Annotated in this window: 21 protein-coding genes; 8 read left to right on the forward strand and 13 right to left on the reverse strand. The window is 63.5% G+C overall.

All coding sequences use genetic code 11. The features are described from left to right. Positions 1-77: 77 nt before the first annotated feature. A complete protein-coding gene (locus CTEST_RS02800) occupies positions 78-2189 on the forward strand; it encodes an acyltransferase family protein (protein ID WP_047252448.1) in 2112 nt (703 codons plus the stop codon). Here the strand turns inward: CTEST_RS02800 and CTEST_RS02805 are convergent. From CTEST_RS02805 to CTEST_RS02820, 4 genes are all read right to left on the reverse strand, one after another. Then, positions 2186-2782: a nucleoside triphosphate pyrophosphatase gene (locus CTEST_RS02805; RefSeq protein WP_047252449.1), complete on the reverse strand. Its 597-nt coding sequence runs from the start codon at positions 2780-2782 to the stop codon at positions 2186-2188. The genes CTEST_RS02800 and CTEST_RS02805 overlap by 4 nt on opposite strands. Further along, complete coding sequence (locus CTEST_RS02810) at positions 2782-2997, reverse strand: acyl-CoA carboxylase subunit epsilon (protein WP_376701792.1); 216 nt, start codon at positions 2995-2997, stop codon at positions 2782-2784. Before CTEST_RS02810 ends, CTEST_RS02805 begins: the two co-directional genes overlap by 1 nt. 10 nt (positions 2998-3007) lie before the next feature. Then, positions 3008-4534, reverse strand: coding sequence for an acyl-CoA carboxylase subunit beta (locus CTEST_RS02815; RefSeq protein ID WP_047252451.1), 1527 nt, complete (start codon positions 4532-4534; stop codon positions 3008-3010). 95 nt (positions 4535-4629) lie between these two features. Further along, a complete protein-coding gene (locus tag CTEST_RS02820) occupies positions 4630-6261 on the reverse strand; it encodes an acyl-CoA carboxylase subunit beta (protein ID WP_047252452.1) in 1632 nt (543 codons plus the stop codon). A gap of 183 nt (positions 6262-6444) precedes the next feature. Here CTEST_RS02820 and CTEST_RS02825 point away from each other — a divergent pair, with 183 nt between their 5' ends. The 4 genes from CTEST_RS02825 to purE are packed head-to-tail and all read left to right on the forward strand — an operon-like array spanning position 6445 to position 9492. Then, entirely contained in the window at positions 6445-7227 is a 783-nt protein-coding gene (locus tag CTEST_RS02825; RefSeq protein ID WP_047252453.1) for a biotin--[acetyl-CoA-carboxylase] ligase, read from the forward strand. An 11-nt stretch (positions 7228-7238) separates the two neighbouring features. Continuing rightward, complete coding sequence (locus CTEST_RS02830; protein WP_047252454.1) at positions 7239-7712, forward strand: PH domain-containing protein; 474 nt, start codon at positions 7239-7241, stop codon at positions 7710-7712. A gap of 17 nt (positions 7713-7729) precedes the next feature. Then, entirely contained in the window at positions 7730-8953 is a 1224-nt protein-coding gene (locus tag CTEST_RS02835; protein ID WP_269082327.1) for a 5-(carboxyamino)imidazole ribonucleotide synthase, read from the forward strand. Positions 8954-8991: 38 nt separating this feature from the next. Next, positions 8992-9492, forward strand: a complete 501-nt coding sequence (purE, locus tag CTEST_RS02840) for a 5-(carboxyamino)imidazole ribonucleotide mutase (protein WP_047252456.1) — start codon at positions 8992-8994, stop codon at positions 9490-9492. A gap of 3 nt (positions 9493-9495) precedes the next feature. On the opposite strand, the gene CTEST_RS02845 is transcribed toward purE, so the two are convergent. From CTEST_RS02845 to CTEST_RS02855, 3 genes are all read right to left on the reverse strand, one after another. Next, positions 9496-11157: a DUF726 domain-containing protein gene (locus CTEST_RS02845; RefSeq protein WP_047252457.1), complete on the reverse strand. Its 1662-nt coding sequence runs from the start codon at positions 11155-11157 to the stop codon at positions 9496-9498. A 613-nt stretch (positions 11158-11770) separates the two neighbouring features. After that, positions 11771-12421: a transmembrane-type terpene cyclase gene (locus tag CTEST_RS02850; protein WP_047252458.1), complete on the reverse strand. Its 651-nt coding sequence runs from the start codon at positions 12419-12421 to the stop codon at positions 11771-11773. Beyond that, positions 12421-12999 (reverse strand): TetR/AcrR family transcriptional regulator, encoded by a 579-nt coding sequence (locus tag CTEST_RS02855; RefSeq protein WP_047252459.1) that lies wholly within the window; start codon positions 12997-12999, stop codon positions 12421-12423. The genes CTEST_RS02850 and CTEST_RS02855 overlap by 1 nt, the downstream gene beginning before the upstream one ends. A gap of 77 nt (positions 13000-13076) precedes the next feature. Here CTEST_RS02855 and CTEST_RS02860 point away from each other — a divergent pair, with 77 nt between their 5' ends. Further along, entirely contained in the window at positions 13077-13706 is a 630-nt protein-coding gene (locus CTEST_RS02860; RefSeq protein WP_047252460.1) for an NAD(P)H-dependent oxidoreductase, read from the forward strand. A 2-nt stretch (positions 13707-13708) separates the two neighbouring features. Here the strand turns inward: CTEST_RS02860 and CTEST_RS13235 are convergent, their stop codons facing one another. Beyond that, positions 13709-14596, reverse strand: a complete 888-nt coding sequence (locus CTEST_RS13235) for a helix-turn-helix domain-containing protein (protein ID WP_236686124.1) — start codon at positions 14594-14596, stop codon at positions 13709-13711. Between the two features lie 141 nt (positions 14597-14737). On the opposite strand from CTEST_RS13235, the gene CTEST_RS02870 reads away from it, so the two are divergent. After that, positions 14738-16183, forward strand: a complete 1446-nt coding sequence (locus CTEST_RS02870) for an aldehyde dehydrogenase (protein ID WP_047252461.1) — start codon at positions 14738-14740, stop codon at positions 16181-16183. A gap of 30 nt (positions 16184-16213) precedes the next feature. Then, positions 16214-17314 (forward strand): NAD(P)-dependent alcohol dehydrogenase, encoded by a 1101-nt coding sequence (locus CTEST_RS02875; protein ID WP_047252462.1) that lies wholly within the window; start codon positions 16214-16216, stop codon positions 17312-17314. Between the two features lie 90 nt (positions 17315-17404). Here the strand turns inward: CTEST_RS02875 and CTEST_RS02880 are convergent, their stop codons facing one another. The 5 genes from CTEST_RS02880 to CTEST_RS02900 form a co-directional block, all read right to left on the reverse strand. Further along, complete coding sequence (locus tag CTEST_RS02880; RefSeq protein ID WP_047252463.1) at positions 17405-17956, reverse strand: dihydrofolate reductase family protein; 552 nt, start codon at positions 17954-17956, stop codon at positions 17405-17407. Between the two features lie 10 nt (positions 17957-17966). After that, positions 17967-18170, reverse strand: a complete 204-nt coding sequence (locus CTEST_RS02885; RefSeq protein ID WP_047252464.1) for a hypothetical protein — start codon at positions 18168-18170, stop codon at positions 17967-17969. Positions 18171-18174: 4 nt separating this feature from the next. Next, positions 18175-19011 (reverse strand): carbohydrate ABC transporter permease, encoded by an 837-nt coding sequence (locus CTEST_RS02890; RefSeq protein ID WP_047252465.1) that lies wholly within the window; start codon positions 19009-19011, stop codon positions 18175-18177. Beyond that, on the reverse strand, positions 19008-20015 hold the full coding sequence (locus tag CTEST_RS02895) for a carbohydrate ABC transporter permease (RefSeq protein WP_047252466.1): 1008 nt from the start codon (positions 20013-20015) through the stop codon (positions 19008-19010). The genes CTEST_RS02890 and CTEST_RS02895 overlap by 4 nt, the downstream gene beginning before the upstream one ends. Before the next feature lie 131 nt (positions 20016-20146). Beyond that, positions 20147-21445 carry an ABC transporter substrate-binding protein gene (locus CTEST_RS02900; RefSeq protein ID WP_047252467.1) on the reverse strand — a complete coding sequence of 433 codons (1299 nt, stop codon included), beginning with the start codon at positions 21443-21445 and terminating at the stop codon, positions 20147-20149. Positions 21446-21480: the final 35 nt, after the last annotated feature.

A 21480-nucleotide genomic window follows, 5' to 3' on the forward strand; every position in this document is an offset into this window, starting at 1 on the left:
GGAGATGTCTGGAGAAGTCAGGCGAGTGGGTAGTCTGTTTCTGTTACGGGACATTTCAGCAGTGAAGATGAGGGCTCATGGTTTCAGGTGTGGCGGCAGCTCAGGCGGAGCGTATCCGTCCACGGAGCGTTTCCTACCGCTATGACCTCGATGGCCTGCGCGGCATCGCGATTGCCTTCGTCGTCTTTTTCCACATCTTCGTCGGACGGGTGTCAGGCGGCGTGGATGTGTTCCTGTTGCTGTCGGGCTATTTTTTCCTCGGCTCGCAGTTGCGTTATGCCCGCCGCGCGGACGCGAGTGCCAATCCGTGGTGGCCGATCTGGCGGACGATCCGCCGATTAGTGCCCACTCTGGTGGTGGTGCTGGCTGGAACTGTCGCCGCGTTGGTCGTGGTGGCCCCCGAGTTGCGCACGACGACTCTGGGGCGGCAACTGTGGGCCAGCCTGGGCTATTACCAAAACTGGGAACTGGCCACCCAGGATGCGGCCTACGATTCGGCCTCGCTGTACGTCAGCCCGCTGCAGCATCTGTGGTCGATGGCGGTGCAGGGGCAGTTCTATCTCATGGCGATCGGCCTGGCGATGCTGGTCATCTGGGTGCGCCGGGCTGGGTTGGATATCTCCAAGCTGGTTGGGCCACTGCTGGTGGTGGTCACGGTTGCGTCGTTTATCTATGCGTGGATGCTGCATGGCGTCGATCAGCAGCTAAACTATTACTCCACGTGGTCGCGGTTGTGGCAGCTTACGCTGGGGGCGTTGCTTGCGCTCTACGGTTCGCATCTCACGCTGCCGAACCGGCTGCGCGTGGCGGCGACGTGGATTGGCCTGGCCATGGTGCTCACCACCGGGTTCATCTTTGATGGTGCCTCGGCCTTCCCCGGGCCCGCCGCCCTCTATCCGATCGGTGGCGCGGTACTCATCATTGCTGGTGGGGGATACGGGCGTTTGGCGCAGGCTCTGGCGCATCGATGGATGCGCTGGCTCGGTGATATCGCCTACGCGCTCTACCTGTGGCATTGGCCGCTGCTTATCCTGGCGCTGGCCTATGTCGGGGAGGATGACTCGAGCATCTGGATCGGCGTTGGAGTCGTTGCTGTCTCGGTGCTGCTCGCCGATCTCACCCACCGCTTTGTGGAGGTGCCGCTGCGCCAGCATGGCAAGCGCCCCGTTCAGGGCGAAAAGAGGGTGGCCGGTGCCATGGAACAGGTACAGACGGAGTTCAGCGCCCGTGGTCGCTCCATCGGTGCGGTGCTCATCGTGGCGCTGACGGCGATGCTGATGACGGTGCCGCAGGCTTGGGCGGAGCGGATTGATGATATTGGGCAGATGAGGTTGGATCCCCGCCAGTACCCTGGTGCGATGGCGACGGCTGGGCAACCGGTGCCGCCGGTGGAGGAGTACCAGCCGGAGCTGCCCGTGGTGCATGAGTACTATCCGCCTGCGTGGACCCGGGGGTGCATGTCGGTCTTTGGTGATGATCCTGCCTTGTTGCCCGTCGAGGAGCGGGGCGAGGACGACTGCGTCCTGGGTGATCCCGATGCCAGGTTTGATGTCTACGTCGTTGGTGGCTCGCACGCGGAACAGTGGACGACCGCGTTGGACATGCTCGGGTGGCAGTATCGCTTCCGGGTCATCCCGCTGACCAGACAGTCTTGCCCGACCTTCGAGACAGAGCTGGATGGGGTGTTTAGCGAAGAATGTCAGATCTTCAACCAGTCCGTCCTGCGCAAGATCGACGAGGATCGCCCTGATCTGGTGATGTCCACGTCGACGCGGCCGCTCATTGAACAGGGTCGCTCCCTCGACGAGGTGCCCTTGAGCTACCCCACGCTGTGGAACTTCCTCGCTGAGCGAGACATTCCCTTTGTGGGCTTGCGGGATAATCCGTGGTTCCTGGAGCCGGATGGGTCCGGGTTCATGGTCTCGCGGTGCGTGGCGGAGACCGGGGATGTGGACGGCTGCGGCCAGCCTCGTTCCCAGGCGTATGCGCCCGTCGATCCCGCCGCCCGCTACCTCAGGCGACTGCCCAACATGAAAGCCGTGGATACCTCCGATTGGTTCTGCCCGGGGGATACCTGCCCGGGAGTGATTGGCAACGTCTACGTCTACCGTGACGGCAACCATTTCTCCGTGGCCTACGGGGAGAGTCTCGCGCCACTGCTGTGGGACGAGATCAAGGAGTTCTTCTAGCGGTCCCAGAAGTCCGATACCGAGAAGCCGAAGTGGTACAAGGCGCGTCGCACGAGGGGGAGGGACAGCCCGACCACGGAGGACGGGTCGCCCTCGATGCGGTCGATGAACCAGCCGCCGAGGGCCTCGAGGGTAAACGCGCCGGCGCACTCTAGGGGCTCGCCCGTGGCGGCGTAGGCGGCAATGTCCCTGGGGGAGGCGTCGGCGAAGTGCACCGTCGTGGAGGCGGTTTCTACGACTGTGTGCCCGTCGTAGACCACGCAATGCCCGGTGAGCAGCTCTGCGCTGCGGCCAGCTTGGGCCTGCCAACGCTCGATGGTGCGCTCGACGGTGTGGGGCTTGCCCTGGAGTTCCCCGTCCAGCAGGAGCATGGAATCGCAGCCGATGACCACAGTGTTGGCCGGGTACTCGCCGGCGACGGCGAGGGCTTTGGCCTCGGCGAGGGCGGCGACGGTGCGGGAGGCGGGGGCGTCGATAAGCGACGTCAGCAGCGCATCCTCATCGACGTGGGCCGGATGAAGAATCGGTTCAACCCCCGCGGAGTTGAGAATGAACTTCCGCGAGGGCGAAGCTGACGCGAGGACCAGCTGCATTAGTAGAACGTGACGTTGCGGAACGCGTTCGGGTTGTACAACGTCGTCCGCTGGAGGCGATCCTCCGGGCGGCCCCACAGGTTGCGCTCGCCGGAATCTTCAGCGGGGCGGCGCTTAGCCAGACCCGCGATGACGGCGGTGAGTGCGGCGAGCTCGGTAGCATCCGGGTTTCCTTTGAGGACCCGAAACAGTGGCTTTTCCATGGTTGTGGTCACGTTCTGCTCCTTAGAGGGGGATGTTTCCATGCTTTTTCGGCGGGGTCATGAGGACCTTGCGGTCCAACAGGCGCAGGCCATCAACGAGGCGCGCCCGGGTGGTCGAGGGTTCGATCACCGCGTCCACCAAGCTGCGTTCCGCAGCCAGGTAGGGGGTGAGGTACTTCTCGGCGTAGTCCGCCTCATCCACCGAGAGCTTATCGACGGCCGCGGCAGCCTCCGCCACCGCAATCTGCGCCGTCGGCCACGCGAACACGAGGTCCGCGCCAAGATCCTTCGACCCCATGAGGACGTAAGCAGCGCCGATGGCACGGCGGGTGATCACCGTGATCTTGCCGACACTGGCCTCGGCATAGGCATAGGCCAGCTTCGCGCCGCGGCGCAGGACCCCGCCGTGCTCCTCCCCCTCCGAGGGGACGAAACCGGGGGAGTCGACGAATTCGATGAGCGGGATGTTGAAGGAATCGCACGTGCGAATGAAGCGGGCGGCCTTCTCGGCGGACACCGAGTCGAGGCATCCGGCCAGCTCGGATGGCTGGTTGGCCACGATGCCCACGGTCCGTCCCTCGATGCGGGCGAAGCCGGTGATGATGTTCGTGGCGTAGTGCGGCTGCAACTCGAAGAAGGCGCCATTGTCAACGATTCGGCGGATGATGTCGCTAATGTCGTAGGTCTGGGCGCCAGAATCCGGGACGATGGTGTCGAGCTCACCATCGGCCGCGGTGGCCTCCGGGGCTTCGGCGCGGGGGGCCTCGGCGCGGTTATTCGCGGGCAGGAAGCCGATGATCTCCTGAACCAGTTCGAGGGCGGCGGCGTCACTGGCAGCTGTGGCGTGCGCCGTACCTGAGGTGGCGGAGTGGACCTGCGCACTACCCAAGGAATCCGGGGTGGCCGGGGCGCCGGTGACCTTTTCCACGACGTCGGCAGCGACGAGGTGGAGGCTGGCCTGGCCATCAACCATGACGAGGATGTCGGCGAAGACGGGCGCCAGCGCGTGGACGCCTTCGGTGTGTCCGGTCACGATGGCGATCTGCGGGATGAGGCCAGAGGCGGTGGTGGAACGGGCGATGATTCTGGAGTACATCGACAAGGTGACAATGCCCTCGGCGATGCGCGCCCCAGCCCCCTCGTGGATGCCGATGATGGGCACACCGGTCTTGATGGCGAGGTCGTAGATCTTGATGATCTTCTCGCCATACACTTCGCCGAGAGTGCCTTCAAAAACAGTCGCGTCCTGGGAAAACACGCAGACCTTGCGGCCCTGAATGGTGCCGTAGCCGGTCACCACACCGTCGGTGAGGGGGCGCTGGCTATCGATCCCGAACTCTGCGGAACGGTGCCGGGCGAGGGCGTCGGTCTCGACGAAAGAATCGTCATCGAGGAGGCTGAGAAGACGCTCGCGGGCGGTTAGATTGCCGGCGGCATGGGTGGCCTCAACAGCATCGGTTCCCACCGGGGCCTCGGCCTCCGCCAGGCGGGCCCGCAAATCGGCGAGCCTTCCGGCGGTGGTGGTGAGATCAGGGGAGGTGGTCGTCATGGTCCTCTAGTCTAGGTCGTTGCGCAGGTACCGCGAAAAGAAGGCCCCGCGGACCCCAATGAAGAGGTGCGCGGGGAAACTTCTCGGCCGAATTCTTAGAGCGGGATGTTCCCGTGCTTGCGGGCCGGGCGGGAGACGTTCTTATCCTGGTAGAGGCGGAGATTGCGGGCGATCATGCCGCGGGTCTCGCTGGGGAGGATGACCGCGTCGATGAGGCCGCGCTCGGCTGCCTTATACGGGTTGAGCATGTGGTCCTCGTACTCGCGCTCGAAGGACTTGGCCAGCTCGACAACATCGAGGCCCTTCTCGGAGGCTTCCTTGAGCTCCTTGCGGTAGATGAAGCCCACCGCGCCGGCAGCGCCCATGACGGCGATCTGCGCGGTCGGCCACGCCAGGTTGACGTCGGCGCCGAGGCCCTTGGAGCCCATGACGCAGTACGCTCCGCCGTACGCCTTGCGGGTGGTGACGGTGATCTTCGGGACCGTGGCCTCGCCGTAGGCGTAGAGTAGCTTCGCGCCGCGGCGGAGGATGCCGCCATACTCCTGGCCGGCGCCGGGCAGGAAGCCCGGGACGTCGACAAGCATGACGATGGGGATGTTGAACGCGTCGCAGGTGCGGATGAAGCGGGCGGCCTTCTCGGAGGAATCGATGTCGAGGCAGCCGGCGTAGACGGAGGGCTGGTTGGCGACGAAGCCGACCGACTGGCCCTCGATGCGGCCGAAAGCGATGACAACGTTCTCGGCGCGCTGGGCCTGGATCTCCAGGTACTCGCCGTCGTCGGTGAGGCACTCGATGACCTCGCGGACATCGTAGGGCTGGGTCGGCGAATCCGGGATGATGCCGTCGAGCTTGAGATCATCGGCGGTGATGTTGTCGCCGACGGCGCCCTGGTCAGCGGTGAAGGGCTCGTAGGGAGCAACCGTGCGGTTGTTGGAAGGCAGGAAGCCCAACAGGTCGTGGACCCAGTCGAGGGCCTCTTCATCGGTCTGGGCGGTGAAGTGGGAGTTACCAGCGGTGGCCATGTGCGTGGTGGCGCCGCCGAGTTCCTCCTGAGTGATTTCCTCGCCGGTGACGGTCTTGATGACGTCGGGGCCGGTGACGAACATCTTGGAGGTCTTGTCCACCATGACAACGAAGTCGGTGAGGGCGGGGGAGTAGGCGTTGCCGCCAGCAGAGGCGCCCATGATCACGGAGATCTGCGGGACAACTCCCGAGGCGTGGATGTTCTGATAGAAGGTCCGGGCGATCTGGTCGAGGGAGACTGCGCCGTCCTGGATGCGGGCACCAGCACCCTCGTAGAGGCCGATGAGCGGGCGGCCGGTGGTGACGGCCAGGTCCATGATCTTGATCATTTTTTCGCCGTACACCTCGCCGAGGGCGCCGCCGAAGACGGTGCCGTCCTGGGAGAAGATGCAGACCTCGCGGCCGTCGATGGTGCCCCAGCCGGTGACGATGCCGTCGGTGGTGGGGTGCTTCTTGCCCATGCCGAAGTCGGTGGTGCGGTGCTTGGCCAGCATGTCGGTCTCGACGAAGGATCCCTCGTCGAGGAGGTAGTCCAGGCGCTCACGTGCCGTCAGGCGGTTCTGGGCGTGCACCCGCTCCACGGCCTTCTCGCCCATGGGGTAGGTGGCTTCCGCGCGGCGACGCTTCAAGTCGGCGATCTTGCCGGCGGTGGTGGTGACGTCGGTCAGATCGGACAGGTCCGTCAAAGGTGAGGAAATGGTCATGTTTGGGAATAGTAGACCCATTGATGCGTAGTTTCCACAACGAAACCTACGTGATGAGTATCACACTCCATGTTTGTGCAGGTGACGGCGCTTTTGTGGGCAAAAGATCGGCGTGTCGGAAGTGACTCGTGTGACTGGATAGGCTCTGTCGGTGGGTCAAAGCCCCCTGTAAACTCGCTTCCCGTGAGCACCCTAGAGAGCTACTACCGCGAGCACCTACCCGCCTACGCCCGCGTCGATTGGGTCCCCGAGACGGGATCCACCAACGCTGACCTGCTGGCCGATACCTTCGCCCCTGCGTGGACCGTCCGCCTCGCCGGGCAACAAACCGCAGGCCGGGGCCGGATGGGACGGCCGTGGGTCTCACCCGCCGGTACACAGGTCATCCTGTCAGTGCTCCTACGACCGACAATCGAAGAGATGGACCAGCTAGGCACCATCCCCCTGGCGGCGGGCCTCGCCGTGCTGGACGCCGTGAAGGAGCTGGCGGGAACCGGCGCCGACGTGCAGCTCAAATGGCCCAACGACGTGCTGCTCAACGAGAAAAAGGTCTGCGGCATCCTCGCCGAGGCCGCCGGGTTGCCCGAAGATCCCCGGATCGTCGTTGGCCTGGGGCTCAACGTCTCGCTCACACGTGAACAACTTCCCGTGCCGCACGCGACCTCCCTGGCGTTAGAGGGCATCGAGGTCGCCGTGGAAGAGGTCGGGGTCACCGTCCTCAACGCCCTGCGCCGCCGGCTCGAACAGTGGGCCACCGGTGGGCGCGACCTCATGACTGACTACCGGGGGGCGTGCGCGACCGTCGGCAAGCCGGTGCGGGTGGAAGCCGCCACCGGCCAGTTGCTGGGCACCGTGACCGGGGTATCCAACGACGGCCGACTGGAGCTAGAAGACGAGCAGGGGGCCCGCCACTTCATCTCCGCCGGTGACGTCACTCACCTTCGCCGCACCGACACCACCTACTAGACTCACGCCCCATGGGATCAATCCGGCCGGGACCAGGCGAGGTGGTGCGCGCCGACCTCACGGCGCCGCTGCGCACCCTCACCTTTCCCACCCTCGAGCTCATCCTCATCACCGGGGTGTGTTGGATGGGAATTGGCTGGCTCGATCAACCCGGCCACGCCTTCGGCGTCGACCTTCGCAACGGCGTGGTCGGAGTGTGGGCGCTGCTCGTGCTGTGGCGCTTCGTGGTGCCGCTGCTGCGCGCCCGGCGACGCCGCTTCCTGGTCACCGATCGCCGCATTATCGTCCGCGACGGCACCTTCCGCTCCCGGGTGGACTCCATTCCGCTGCAGGACGTTCGCGGTGTCCAGCGCCGCCGCAACGGAATCTCCTTGGCCATTCTCGGGTTTGATCGTCCCCTGTTCTTCCCCGATGTCCCGCGCACCAAGAAGGTCGCCTCCCTCATCGAGGCGTCCCTGCCGCCCGTGCCGGTCCGCTACTGGTAGCCGCTATAGTAAAGCCCGTGATTGACGCTGCAGGAAACCCTCTCGCCCACGTCCCGGGCATGCCCACCGTCACCGTGATCGGCGACGGCCAGCTCGCCCGGATGATGCAGACCGAGGCCATCGAGCTCGGCCAATCCATCCGGCTCCTGGCAGCGTCTCCCGACGCATCGGCAGCCCAAGTGGCCGCCGACGTGGTCTACGGCGATTACACCGACCTCGCTGATCTCCGCCGGGCGGTCGAGGGCGCCGACGCCGTCACCTTCGACCACGAGCACGTCCCCACCGAGCACCTGCGCGCCCTCATTGCCGAGGGTGTCAACGTTCAGCCCGGCCCCGACGCCCTGGTCAACGCCCAGGACAAGTTGGTCATGCGCAAACGCCTCCGCGAGATCGGCGCCCCCGTCCCGCCGTTCGCGGCGATCGAATCGGTCGAGGATGCGGAAGCATTTTTCGACGCCGTCGACGGTGCCGTCTGCCTCAAAGCACGCCGCGGCGGCTACGACGGCCACGGCGTCTGGTTCCCCGCCGATCGCGCGCAGCTGCGCACTCTCGTTGCCGAACTCCTTGCGGCAGGCACCCCGCTCATGGCGGAAAAGAAGGTCGCCTTGGTGCGCGAGCTTTCGGCGATGGTGGCGCGCACGCCTTCGGGGAATGTGGCGGCGTGGCCGGTCGTGGAGTCAGTCCAGACCAACGGGATCTGCACCGAGGCAGTCTCACCCGCGCCGGGCCTGTCGCCGGAGCTGGGGCAGCGGGCACGCGACCTCGCCGTGCACGTCGCCGAAGAACTCGGGGTGACCGGCGTCCTCGCCGTCGAACTCTTCGAATTCGCCGATGCCAACGGCCAACCGGACATCGCCGTCAACGAACTCGCCATGCGCCCGCACAACACCGGCCACTGGACCCAAGACGGCTGCGTGACCAGCCAATTCGAGCAACATCTGCGGGCCGTCCTCGATTACCCACTGGGCTCCACCGCACCCACCGCTCCCGTCACCGTCATGGCTAACGTCCTCGGCGGCGACACCGACCCAGACATGCCCATGGGGCAGCGCATGGCGCAGGTGTGGCAGCGCTTCCCCCACGCCAAGATCCACCTCTACGGCAAGCCGTGGCGCGCCGGGCGGAAGATTGGCCACGTCAACGTCTCTGGAGACGATGACACACGCGTGCGTCGAGAAGCGAACCTCGCAGCCGACTACCTCGTCCATGGCCGCTGGGCCGACGGTTTCATCGCTGCTTAGCGGCTCGACATAGGTCCAGCTCTGGCACAATGACACCCATGAATCCCCAAGTTGGCATCATCATGGGCTCCGACTCGGACTGGCCCACCATCGAACCCGCCGCCGAGGCTCTCGCCGAATTCGGCGTGCCCTTCGAAGTGGGTGTTGTCTCAGCTCACCGCACCCCGGAGAAAATGCTCGCCTACGCCAAGTCCGCCCACGAGCGTGGGCTCAAGGCCATCATCGCCTGCGCCGGCGGGGCCGCCCATCTGCCGGGCATGGTCGCCGCAGCCACGCCGCTGCCGGTCATCGGGGTACCCCGTGCGCTGAAGGATCTCGACGGCATGGATTCGCTGCTGTCCATCGTGCAAATGCCCGCGGGCGTGCCCGTCGCCACCGTCTCCATTGGCGGGGCGAAAAACGCCGGCCTGCTGGCCGTGCGCATCCTCGGCGCTGGCGACCCAGCACTGGTGGAGAAGATGGCTGCCTACCAAGCGGCCATGGCGCAGGAAGTCGAGCGCAAGGACGAGAACCTGCGGCGAAAGCTGCTCGGAAGCTAGGCTCTAGCGGCGATAATCAGATTTTGCACGCAGTGTCTGCACGAGCTTCGAGTAGTAGGCATTGTGCTTGGTGACCAATTCACTGACATCGTGGTCGATGATCGACGGGACTGATGCTCTAAATCCCGAGTGCCCTACGGCGACCTTGTTGCCTTGAGCAACACGGTACAACTTCGAGAGGACCTGGTCGCTTTGTGAATGGTAGTTGTGAATTGTGCCCGATACAGAATTGCCTAAACCAGTCCAGTCCCTTGATGGTCGTTGACTTGCGGCGGCGCCGAGCAGGTGGACATCCAAGATCCGGGCAGCTTCGGACGTGGTTGATAATGCGTTTGCCGTTTTGATCATGACGCGCCCTCCGAGGCTGTGGCCGATGAGCACCCAGTCATTTCGATCTGTCTTGATGATGAGTTCCGCCAGCGCCTGTCCGGCTCGTTCCGCCTTGTTGACGGCGGTGTGCCAAGGGTTCTTCAAAAGGTCCAGAGCGCCCATCGCGGCGCCCACTGGACCGAGGTTCTTTGCAGCTTGCTTGCCTGCCTTCATTGCGATCTTTTTCACGCCTGCAACTGCGACGCCTTTCGCGCCACCAAAGCCTAGAAACGCCACAAGATCGCCGAGTTCCTTGGAACCCCAGGTGAGCAGGTAGATCGTGGGGTTGTCGTATTGAAGCTCGGCAAACTGTACCTCTTTTCGCCATTTCGGGTTGCGTTCAGTCGTAAACCCTCGGGCGATGACGACTGCGGGCCCGGTACCCTCACGAAGCTTTTCAATGTCGAATGATTCGTCATCATCGAGGTATGCACTAAGATAACGAGTTCCCCAGGCTCCACCGAGGACGGTGCCAGCCATGGTGATCAGGGCGGCTCCACCTGCCATTCCGAACCCACCTGCTGCGAGCGCGCCACCGCCAAGTGTCGCCAGGCCCGCTTTTGTAGCAGCCGCACCCGTCAACCCCAGAAATTTCACTCCGATGAAACCACCGATCACAGGCGCAGCCCCGGCTGCCGCTATGGCCGCCACACCGGCAGCTCCGATGCCAGCCGTCGCATAATAGGTGTTTCGAGCCCAATTTTTTCGACGGTAGTTCATCAAGTCATGAAAATCTTCGAGATCCGCGAGTGGAGCAGCTGCGTCTTCAAACGAGGGGAGCTGGTGGCTGTGCTCAGCGCAGTAGGGCACAAAGTCACGAAGCCTGCGCTTGTACAGGGCGAGCGCATCGCAGCCGGGCGCCATGCAGGAAGTGGTAGCGGATCCACAAGAGCTGCACAGGTAGATGGTCGTGCCTGGGCCGCGCCTTTCGACTTTCTGGTGCACGGTGAAATACAAACAGGATGAGCACCAGGCTTGCCTGGATTCACTCGTAAGCCGATCGGATAGTTTGGCGAGTTGTGAGCATTCCCTAAACAGTGCCTCAGCACCGTCGGCCTGAGCCTTTTGGTCTTCCTTATTCAGGGATTCGTCGCGACTGTCGAGGTAAGCGCCGAGGGCGAGCAGCAGGCTAGATTTGATCGCTTTGTTGCCTGTGAGGATCGCATCGCCTTCGATCTCCGGCTCTGCCTGGTTTGGTCGCATATCGATGGAGATGTAGCGGCCCTTGGGGGACCGCAGCTCGCAGACTACGCGACCATCAGATAGCTCATCAATGGTGACTGCATCAGTTTTCATGAAGCGGAGATTACTGCCATATCCCGACACGCGTTGTTGGAATGCTCGGAAAAGTTCGAATGGCTGTTCCGGAAACCTTGAGTCGCATGTTTTCAGAGCGGATCGGCATCTTGTCCTGGGTCAACTTGGCACTGATGGTTTGGGGCGGTATCCAGGGGTAGGGCGGCGCTAGTTGAGACGCTCTGCACCAAGATTCCAGGGTTCGGGAAGCTCTACGTCAGAGGAATGATGATAATCGGTCCCGGTCGCAGCGCCGTTTCGCGTAGCGCCACGGCTAAGGGAATCACGAGAATGAGTGCTTCGCTACTTGAGCATTCGTCAGGTGAGGGACGCCGTCATCACTCGGTCGAGTCGGCCGAAGTTGTAATAGGCGGCGCAGGCACCCTCGGGGGAGGCCATGCACCGCCAGGGCGTGATCTGTTCGGTGAGAGCAAAGTCGCACGCGCTTCCGAACTAGGGGACAATCGCCACCATCGGCGCGTTCGACCTCATCGATGACCCCCGCGGCAGCGCTGGGCTTCCGCCCACCGATTCGCCGTGATATCACACCGTAGAAAGGGGCCCCTTTCAGCTCTGTTCGAGCGGTGAAAAGACCCCTTTTAACGTGGTGAAATCACACCGTGGCCGGAACGGCCGGAGCGAAGTGCTGTGGTCGTGCCTTGGCCCACATGAGCAGCCCGATGTAGATGAGGTCGAACACGCTACACAGCAGACCGATGCCGAGGATGAACGGCGAGTTACCCATGACGCCGAAGAGGATCGTGGGGGCCAGGGTGCCCAGCCACTTCGCCACGGCGATCACCAGGGACTGGCCGCGTGCGCCTCGGCGGGCGATGAACATGGCGATGAACAGTCCGGACATGAGCAGGTTTTGCAGGAAGGCGGAGTACTGGGCTGCCAGCATGCCCTCCATGCCGAACTCAGCGATGAAGAGGAATTGGAGTGCGAAGGATGTGCCGAGCACGGCGAGGCCCCATCCGATGAACAGTGGCTTGGTGACAAATGAGGGGAGTTCTTTCCGCCCGTATCGGAAGAAGGTGTACAGGATGATCACATCGCCGATCGCCCAGGTGAGGTTGACGTAGGCCTGGATCTGGGGGTCGAACATGAGGTCGTGGACGGCGTAGATCCATTCCCAGGCGATGTTGAGTCCGAGGGCGGCGATGGGCATGGCGTAGGTCTTGTGGCGCAGGCCGATGACGATCGCGGCGACGTAGACGGTCGTCCAGGCGATGCCGCTAATGAGGGTGAGTGCGAGTTCCATTAGTTGTCCTTTGCGGTGGTGGAGTAGCGGGCGACGAGGTCGGACACTGCTTCGTGCAGTGCCGGGAAGTCGGTTTCTTGTTCTTGGGTGCAGTATCCGAGGATGAGTCCTTGGATGGCCGAGGCGACGACGAGGGCGGAGAAGCGGTCGCCGACTGCTCCGACGAGGAGGTCGGCGAGGCGGTCGTTGAAGAACCTCACCAGTGGCCTCAGCGTTGGGTCGTGCGTCGCTGCGACGATCATCTCGAATACCGCGACGGTGTCGTCGCGTTGGTCGCGGACGAGTAGTACGGCGTAGTCGGCGGCCAGCTTTGCGACGTCCCCGGGGTCCGAGGTCTCCACCAGCGCCCGGAAGGCGCTTCCCACGCGCGTCCCCGCGTGGTCGAACATTCCTGATCGCAGGTCGCCGATTTGGGGGAAGTGGTAGGTCACTGAGGCAAGTGAGACGCCTGCCTGTGCTGCCACTGCGCGGTGGGTGAGGGCGCCAGCTCCGCCGGCGGCGACCACCGCTACGGAGCTGTCGAGGAGGAGTTCGCGGCGTTCTTGTCCGCGGGCGAGACGCCCATCTGTCTTGGCCATTGGCACCTTTCCAAATCAATCTGTACAAATGTACTGTAACATAGTTTTCCGAACACCCACATCGACAGGAGAAGTCAATGAAAATCCTCATGGTCGTCGACCACCCTTACGGTTTTCAGTCGTCTGAAAACATCCCCCACAAGCGCAGCTACACCGCCGCGCAAGCCGCCGCCGCCTGCCGCAGTCTCACTGCCGCCGGGCATGAGGTCGACCTCATCGACCTCGCCGCGGACGGGTTCAACCCCGTCATGAGCGCCGAGGACCTCGTCGCCTGGCGCAAGAAGTCCGTCATCGATCCCCTGGCCGCCGACTACCAAGCTCGCCTCAAAGAGGCCGACTACCTGGTGTTTGCCTTCCCCATCTGGTGGGAAGCCATGCCTGCGCTGACCAAGGGGTTCCTCGACAAAGTTCTCACCAAAGGCATCGTCTACAGCGAGCCCGAGAAGCCTGGTCTCTTCATCAACGGCATCCCGAACATCAAGGGAGTCGCGCTCCTGACCACGATGTCCACGCCCAACGCCCTCTACCGGTGGCTCATCGGCAACCCGATCCTGAAGATCATGTTCCGCGGCACCTTCCGCAAGATCGGCGTCAAGCGTCTGCGTTGGCTCAACACCAGCAACCCCACGGGCAAGACTCCCGAAAAGCGCGCCCAACTCCTGGCCGACCTCGAGCAATCGTTCAGCCGACAGCTCATCAGCTCCTAGGGCTACAACCTGTCGCGATGGGCAGCCGGCGTGACGCCGAACTTCGCCCGGTAGATGCGGGTCAGGTGGGCTTGATCGCGGAAGGCGTAGGGGGCGGCGATGGACATGATGCTGCGCCCGCGCAGCCGCGGGTCGAGCAGGTCCCGCCGCACGGCCTCCAGCCGGAGGTTCCTGATGTACTCCGCCACGCCCCATTCCTCTTCGCTAAAGATCCGGTGGAGGGTGCGGACGGAGATCCCGTGGGCGCGGGCAATGTGGGTGGCAGATAGTTCGGTCGACCCGAGGTTGTTCCGGATGTAGTTGTCTACCGCAACGCGGAGCGCCTCCTCCGGGGCGTAAGGGACGTCGCTGTCAAAAGCGAGCCCACTGAGAAGATCGATGGCAGCGTTGCCCAAGAAGGCCGATGACTCATGTCGGACGGCGGGGCCGTTCATGGCTGTGTGGAGCAGTTGAGTGAGCACCCCGCCGGGACCGGTGCCAGAGAAACTGCGGCTCAGGGCGTGGCTGAGAGTCCGCTTCGATAGTGCCAGCTCCTCCCGGTTGACGGTCATCACGGCGCACTCCCATTGCCCGCCAAAACGCAGGCGGTAGGGGCGGGCCGTGTCATAAAAGGCGATGTCATCGGGATGGAAATGCAGGTCCGCGTGCCCCTCGCGGACGAGGGTCATGGTGCCGGAACGCACCGCGCAGACCTTGAGCGGCGTGTAGTCGGCCCGGGAGATGGAACGCCGTGAACGCCGCAGATCCTGCGGAGTTCCGGAGATCCGGAAGGCTTCGACGCTTCCCAACGACGCCTGGCTGACCTCACCGTCCACGCTTGCCGACGCCCCCGGCACGTCCAGTCCGAACACCGAACTCATCCGCTCGGTCCACGGCATAGCCTCCGGCATTGTCTCGCCTCCCTCCGGGGTCTCCTGGCACGAACAGACAAAAGCCCGGGCACAATCAGTCAACTAAACAGTGATGCTCAGCACAATACTCGGTCCCAGGTGAGATAGAACCCCCTGAATCCCGAAAGGACCTCCTAAACAATGAGCATCACTTATGACACCTTCTTCATCGGCGGCGAATGGGTCGCCCCCTCCAGCAGTGAGGTGATCGTCCCCGTCGATCCCAGCACTGAGCAGGCCATCGGCCAGGTACCCGGAGCGAGCGAGCGCGATATTGATGCGGCGGTGTCGGCCGCGAGTCGCGCATTCGAGGACCCTACTGGGTGGGCCACCTGGGATCCCTCCGAGCGCTCCACCGTCATGCGGCGCCTGGCCGACGAGATCGATGCCCGTGCCGATGACTTCCGGCAGCGGGTGAGCTCACAAAACGGCATGCCCATCGCGGTGGCCGCCCAGTTGGAAACCGGTTATCCCAGCGCCGTGCTGCGCTACTACGCCGACCTGGTCGACGGCTCCTCCATCTCCGCGATTCGCCCCGGACTTCTCGGCGGAGAGATCGAAGTCCGCCACCAACCCATCGGCGTCGTGGCAGCGATCGTGCCGTGGAACTTCCCACAAGCGCTGACCATGTTCAAGCTGGCTCCAGCCTTAGCCGCCGGATGCACCATCGTGATCAAGCCCTCGCCGGAAACCGTTCTCGATTCCTACCTCCTCGCCGAGGCAGTGGAAGCCGCAGGAGTTCCCGCAGGCGTGGTCAACATTGTTCCCGGTGGACGTGAGGCAGGCGCCTACCTGGTGTCTCACCCGCAGGTTCACAAGGTCGCCTTCACGGGATCCACTGAAGCGGGCCGGAAGATTGGTGAGGTGTGCGGTCGCCTCCTGCGCCCCGTCACCCTTGAGCTTGGCGGCAAGTCCGCAGCCATCGTGTTAGATGATGCCGACCTGGATCTGAACAAGATCGGAACGGGCCTGTTCACCTCAACTCTGCTCAACAACGGGCAGACCTGCTTCCTGGGCACTCGCATTCTGGCACCAAAATCCCGGTACAACGAGGTTGTCGATGCATTCACCGCATTCGCCGGCAGCCTCAAGGTAGGGCCAGCCCAATCGCCGGACACGCAGATCGGGCCCATGGCCACGGCCCGCCAACGCGACCGGGTGGAGTCCTACATCGCCGAAGGTAAGAGCGCCGGAGGTCGCATCACGGTGGGCGGCGGCCGCCCTGACGACCTCGACGCCGGATTCTTCGTCGAGCCGACCGTCTTCGCCGGAGTGGACAACAGCGCCACCATCTCCCAGGAAGAAATCTTCGGCCCCGTCCTCACCGTCATCTCCTACGACGATGAGGACCACGCCGTCCGCCTGGCCAACGACTCTCAGTTCGGCCTCGGAGGAACCGTGTGGACCAACGATCCCGAGCGCGGCGCCGCCCTCGCCCGCCGCGTTGAGACCGGCACCATTGGTATCAATCGCTACATTCCCGATCCCGCTGCACCCTTCGGAGGGGTGAAGGGGAGTGGCCTCGGGCGCGAACTCGGACCCGAGGGGCTCGCCTCCTACCAACAAACTCAGACCATCTACCTGTGACATCACGTCACCGACCACCATTGGAGAATCATGCAGACCACTGCCGCTATCGTCCGATCAGCCCACCAACCATTCGAAGTCACCACCGTCGAACTCGGCGCCCCAGAACTCAATGAGGTCCAGGTCCGAATCATCGCCGCTGGCGTCTGCCACACCGACGCCATCGTCCGGGACCAGATCTACCCGACATTCCTCCCCGCAGTGTTCGGCCACGAAGGCGCTGGCGTCGTGGAAGCCGTCGGCCCCGGGGTCACCTCAGTCCAGCCGGGGGATAAAGTCGTGCTCGGCTTCAACTCCTGTGGCCAGTGCAACAAGTGCCTGAGCGGCGCGCCCGCCTACTGCGAGCGCTTCTACGACAAGAACTTCGCCTGCACCCGCGACGATGGTTCGACTGCTTTCAGCGACAACGGGGAAAAGACCGGATCACACTTCTTCGGCCAGTCCTCCTTCGCCAACCACACCAATGTCTCCGTTCGCAGCGTGGTCAAAGTCGACGACGACGTGCCGCTCGAACTGCTCGGCCCACTGGGCTGCGGACTGTCCACGGGTGCAGGCGCCATCCTCAATTCGCTGGGCGTCAAAGCTGGTGACACCGTCGCCGTCTTCGGCACCGGAGCAGTCGGCTCGGCGGCGATCATGGCGGCCGCAGCCACAGGTGCTACCACCATCGTGGCAGTGGACATTCATGACTCCCGCCTGGAGTTAGCTCGCGAGCTGGGGGCCACGCACACGATCAATTCTCGAGACGAAGATCCCGTGGCCACGATCAAGGAGCTCACCGACGACGGAGTGGACTACGCCCTGGACACCACTGGCGTCGTCGCCGTGACCAGGCAGGCCGTGGATTCTCTTGCAATCAACGGAACCGCCGGTCTGGTTGGTGCCCCCGCGCCAGGCACCGAGGCAACCTTCGAAGTCGGCGGCTCCCTTGTACGCGGTTGGAAGTTCCGCACCATCATCGAAGGTGACGCCATCCCGCAGGATTTCATTCCTCGCCTGGTGCACCTGTGGCGCCAAGGGAAATTCCCCATCGAGAAGCTGGTGCGCTACTACCCACTGGAACAGATCAACGACGCCTTCGCCGACTCCGCGAGTGGGGAAGTGATCAAGCCGATCATCACGTTTGACTAGCGTTGCTTCGCACGACCGGCCCTGAGGTGCACACAGATTTAGCAAATCCGCTAGCGGAAAGTTCACCAGTGAACTGTGAAAAACCTCAGGCTATGGGGTTGGAGTTACGTCGAGGGTGACCTCCACGAACTTCCCAACCTGTCGTTGTCCGCTGAAGGTGAGCTGGGAGCTATCGATCCGGCGGGGAAGGGTGGGGCGTCCAGACGGTAAGAACACCGGAGCCAGGGTGAGGATAATCTTGTCGAGTGCGCCGGCATCAAAGAATTGACCGGCCAGATCACCACCGCCCATGACCCAGATGGTGTCGCCGTTTTTCCGGAAAAGAGGAAGATGATCGGCTACCGCACCGTTGAGCAACCGGATCGTATCGGATGATTCTGGGAGGGGAAGTTCGCGGGAGCTGAATACCCAGATGGGTCGGCCTCCGTGCTGGATGACGATCTCCTCCGGGGTACCGAGTTCCTTGAGCAGCCATTCGTAGGTCGTGGAGCCCATGACGAGGGCGTCAACATGGTCGAGGAAGGAACCGGTCTCGGCGGCAGCATCGTCGGAACCGGGGACGTCGAAAAGCCATTGCAGGGAGTCGTGATCATCGGCGAGGAAGCCGTTGAGGGTGGTGGCGGCATTGTAGATGATCGGCATGGTGCCCAGACTAGCGTCGCCACACCCACCAGGTCAGGCCTACGAGGACGGCGGCCAACAGGCCGGGCCATATCGCGGGGTCCGGTGAGAAGAGATTCGCTACTGCCTGCGCTAAGGCGAGGAAGGCGAAGAAACCCAGGAAACCGAGCAGGGTTTCGTGCTGAAGCTTTCGGCGTTGACCCCGCCCGGAGTCGCTGGGTTCGGTCGCGTTCACTCGGTCATGCCTTCACTCCACCCGCGGTGAGGCCGGAGACGATACGGCGCTGGAAGATGAGCACCATGATGATGAGCGGGATGGTGACCAGGGCTCCGGCGGCCATGATGGAGGCGTAGGGGTATTCGAAGGCGCTGGGGCCGGAGAACCGGGCGATGGCGACGGTGACGGGCTCGGTGGCGGTGGTGGAGAGCTGGCGGGCGAGCATGAACTCGTTCCACGTGGCGATGAACGCCAGGATGGCGGTGGTGAACAGCGCGGGGGCGGCGAGGGGGAGGAGGACGAGGCGGAAGGCTTGGCCGCGGGAGGCGCCGTCGACCCGCGCTGCTTCCTCCAGTTCCCAGGGCAGCTGCCGGAAGAAGGAGACAAGGGTGTAGATGGTGAGGGGGAGGGCGAAGGAAATGTTGGGGATGATCATCGCCCGGTACTCGCCGATCCAGCCGAGGTTGCCGAAGAGCTGGAACAGAGGGGTGACCAGGGCGATGCCGGGGAACATGGAGGCGGCGAGGATGATGCCGGTGACGATGCCCTTGCCGGGGAAGTTGAGGCGGGCGAGCGCGTAGGCGGTGAAGACGCCGACGGCGACGGCGAGCGCGGTCGTCGTTAAGGAAATGAACAGCGAGTTGCCGATGGCGCCGAGGAAATCATTGCCCTTGTCGGTGGCCAGGGCGTCGCGGAAATTGTCCAGCGTGACGTGGGTGGGCCAGGGAGTGGTGTCGAAGGTGTAAGCCTTGTCGCGGAGGACGACGACGACCATCCAGTAGAACGGGGCCAGCCCCCAGAACATGATGAATAGGACTCCGAGGTAGTGACCGATCATCGAGCGGGTTGCCTTGGTCATGCCGCCACCTCTTCCTTTTGGTGCTTAGCCTTGGTGCGCCCCACGCCGGGGACCTTTCTCTTTTTCAATCCCCGCTGGCCGGAGACATCGGCGCCGAGGAAGCGAATCATGATGAAGGCCACGGCGAAGATGAGCAAGAAGATCAACGTGGAGAGCGCGGACGCGGAGTTGAAGTTGTTTTGTCTCATGTCCTCCACGACGAGCTGGGAGATCGTGGCGGTGGGGGAGTTGGAGGAGGCAGAAATCATGATGACCGGGAGGTCGTACATGCGCAGCGCGTCGAGGGTACGGAAGAGAACCGCGACCATCAGTGCCGGCTTGACCAGAGGCATGGTGATCTGGACGAACTGCTGCCACCGTGAGGCGCCATCGACGCGGGCGGCTTCGTACACGTCCTTAGGGATCATCTGTAGGCCAGCGAGGATGAGCAGCGCCATAAACGGCGAGGTCTTCCAGACGTCGGCGATGATGACGGCGGAACGGGCTGCCCAGGGATCTGTCGTCCAACTGATGTCTGTGCTGAATATCGAGTTGATGATGCCGCGGTCGGCGAAGATGAACTGCCAGAGCTTCGCGGTGACGGCGGTGGGAATCGCCCAGGGAATGAGTACGGCGGCGCGGACGAGGCCGCGGCCCTTGTAGCTGCCATTCATAATCAGCGCCATGATGGTGCCCAGGATGGTCTCCAGGAGCACGGTGACAACGGTGAAAAATAGCGTGATGCGCACGGCTGGCCAGAAGTCGGTGGCCAGCACACCCGGGGGACACGTGGAAACGACACCGGTGGGGGACATGCACCGGTTGGTAATCCAATAGAGGTAGTGGTCAAAGCCGGCGAACCCACCTTCCACGAACACACCCGAAGTAGGATCGAGGTGCTTGTCAGCCTGGAAGGAGAGGTAGATGGCCCGAATGATGGGATAGCCAATGACGGTGGCCAGCACGATGAGTGCCGGGGCAATCAACCAGGCTGCTGATCTTGCTTGGCGGGCTCGCGTCTGCACGGCGAGGCTCCTTCCACATAATGAGGTGTCCGTGTCGCTTAAGTCACTCGGAGTCTATTAAAGACCACAAAACCACAGAAAACCTGCCCATCGGGCAGGTTTTCGTGGTCGAGATAGTATCCGCTGGTTACTTAGCCCGCGGCGTTCTCAATGGCGGCCTTCATGTCGGCAGTCGCGTCGTCGACGGACTTGCCGGAGGTGAGGGCGGCGTAGGCGTTGTCCTGGATGGCCTTGGAGATGGCCGGGTAGAACGGGGACACCGGACGCGGTGCGGCGTTCTCCAGGGAGGTCTTCAGCGCGGGGAGGTAGGGGAACTTCTCCACCAGGGCAGCATCCTCGTAGATCGAGGCGAGGACCGGCGGGAAGGAGGCCTCGGCGAAGGAGGTCTGGTTCTCCTCGTTGATGATGAACTGGATGAAGTCCAGGGCGGTGGCCTTGTTCTCAGAGTTCACGTTGATGCCGTTGTTGTAGCCACCGAGGGTGGACACGCCCACGCCGTCCTTGCCCACGAGCGGCTGGACCTCGAACTTGTCCACCACGGCGGAGGTCTCACCCTCAGCGGCGTTGGTGTACATGTACGGCCAGTTGATCGCGTAGGCGGTGTCGCCGGCGACGAAGGCCAGGTTGGTCTCTTCCTCGGTGGCGGAGGTGGAGGCCCGGGAGATGGTGCCGTCTTCGTAGGCGGTGACCAGTGCCTGGAGGCCAGCCTTGGAGTCGTCGGAGTCGACGGTGACTTGGCCGCTGGAGTCGAGGACAGAGCCGCCCCAGCCTTCCATGAAGCCGACGGTGTTGACCGTCAGGCCTTCGTACTGCTTGAGCTGCAGGGTGAGGCAGTCCTTGTTGGCATCCTGGGCGGCGGAGCAGGAGGCTTCCAGCTCGGCCCAGGTGCCGGGTGCTTCGGGGATGAGCTCGGTGTTGCGGAACAGCAGCTGGCCGTTGGTGTTCTGCGGCAGTGCGTAGAGGGTGCCGTTGTACGTCGCCGAATCGACGGTCGACTGCAGCAGGCCGGAGGTGTCTGCGGCGTATTCGCCCTCGAGTGGGGTCAGCCACTGGTTGGCGGCGAAGTCGGCGGTCCAGACGACGTCGAGTGCCATGACGTCGTAGTCGGAGTTGCCGGCCTGCAGGGACTGGACGAGGGTCTCGCGCTGGGCGTCGGCCTCACCCGCGAGCTCGGAGAGGGTCACCTGCTCGTCCGGGTGCTCAGCATTCCACTTCTCGATGATCGGGATGATCTTGTCAGTGTCGTTTTTGCCCATGGCGAAGGTGATGGGGCCACGGCCACCCTCACTGGCAGCGGCGGAGGTCGCAGCACCGGTGGTGGTGGAGCCGGAGTCGCTCGATGTTGAGCTACAGCCAGCAAGAACAAGGCCCGTGACTCCGAGCGCAGCAATCACTGCGTGGCGGGACTTGCGGGAGATGGGAAAAGTCATCTGGGGTACACCCCAATAGGGCAGTTTTAGAATTT

Origin of the sequence: Corynebacterium testudinoris (assembly GCF_001021045.1) — a bacterium.
In the GTDB taxonomy this organism is placed as follows: Bacteria; Actinomycetota; Actinomycetes; order Mycobacteriales; family Mycobacteriaceae; genus Corynebacterium; species Corynebacterium testudinoris.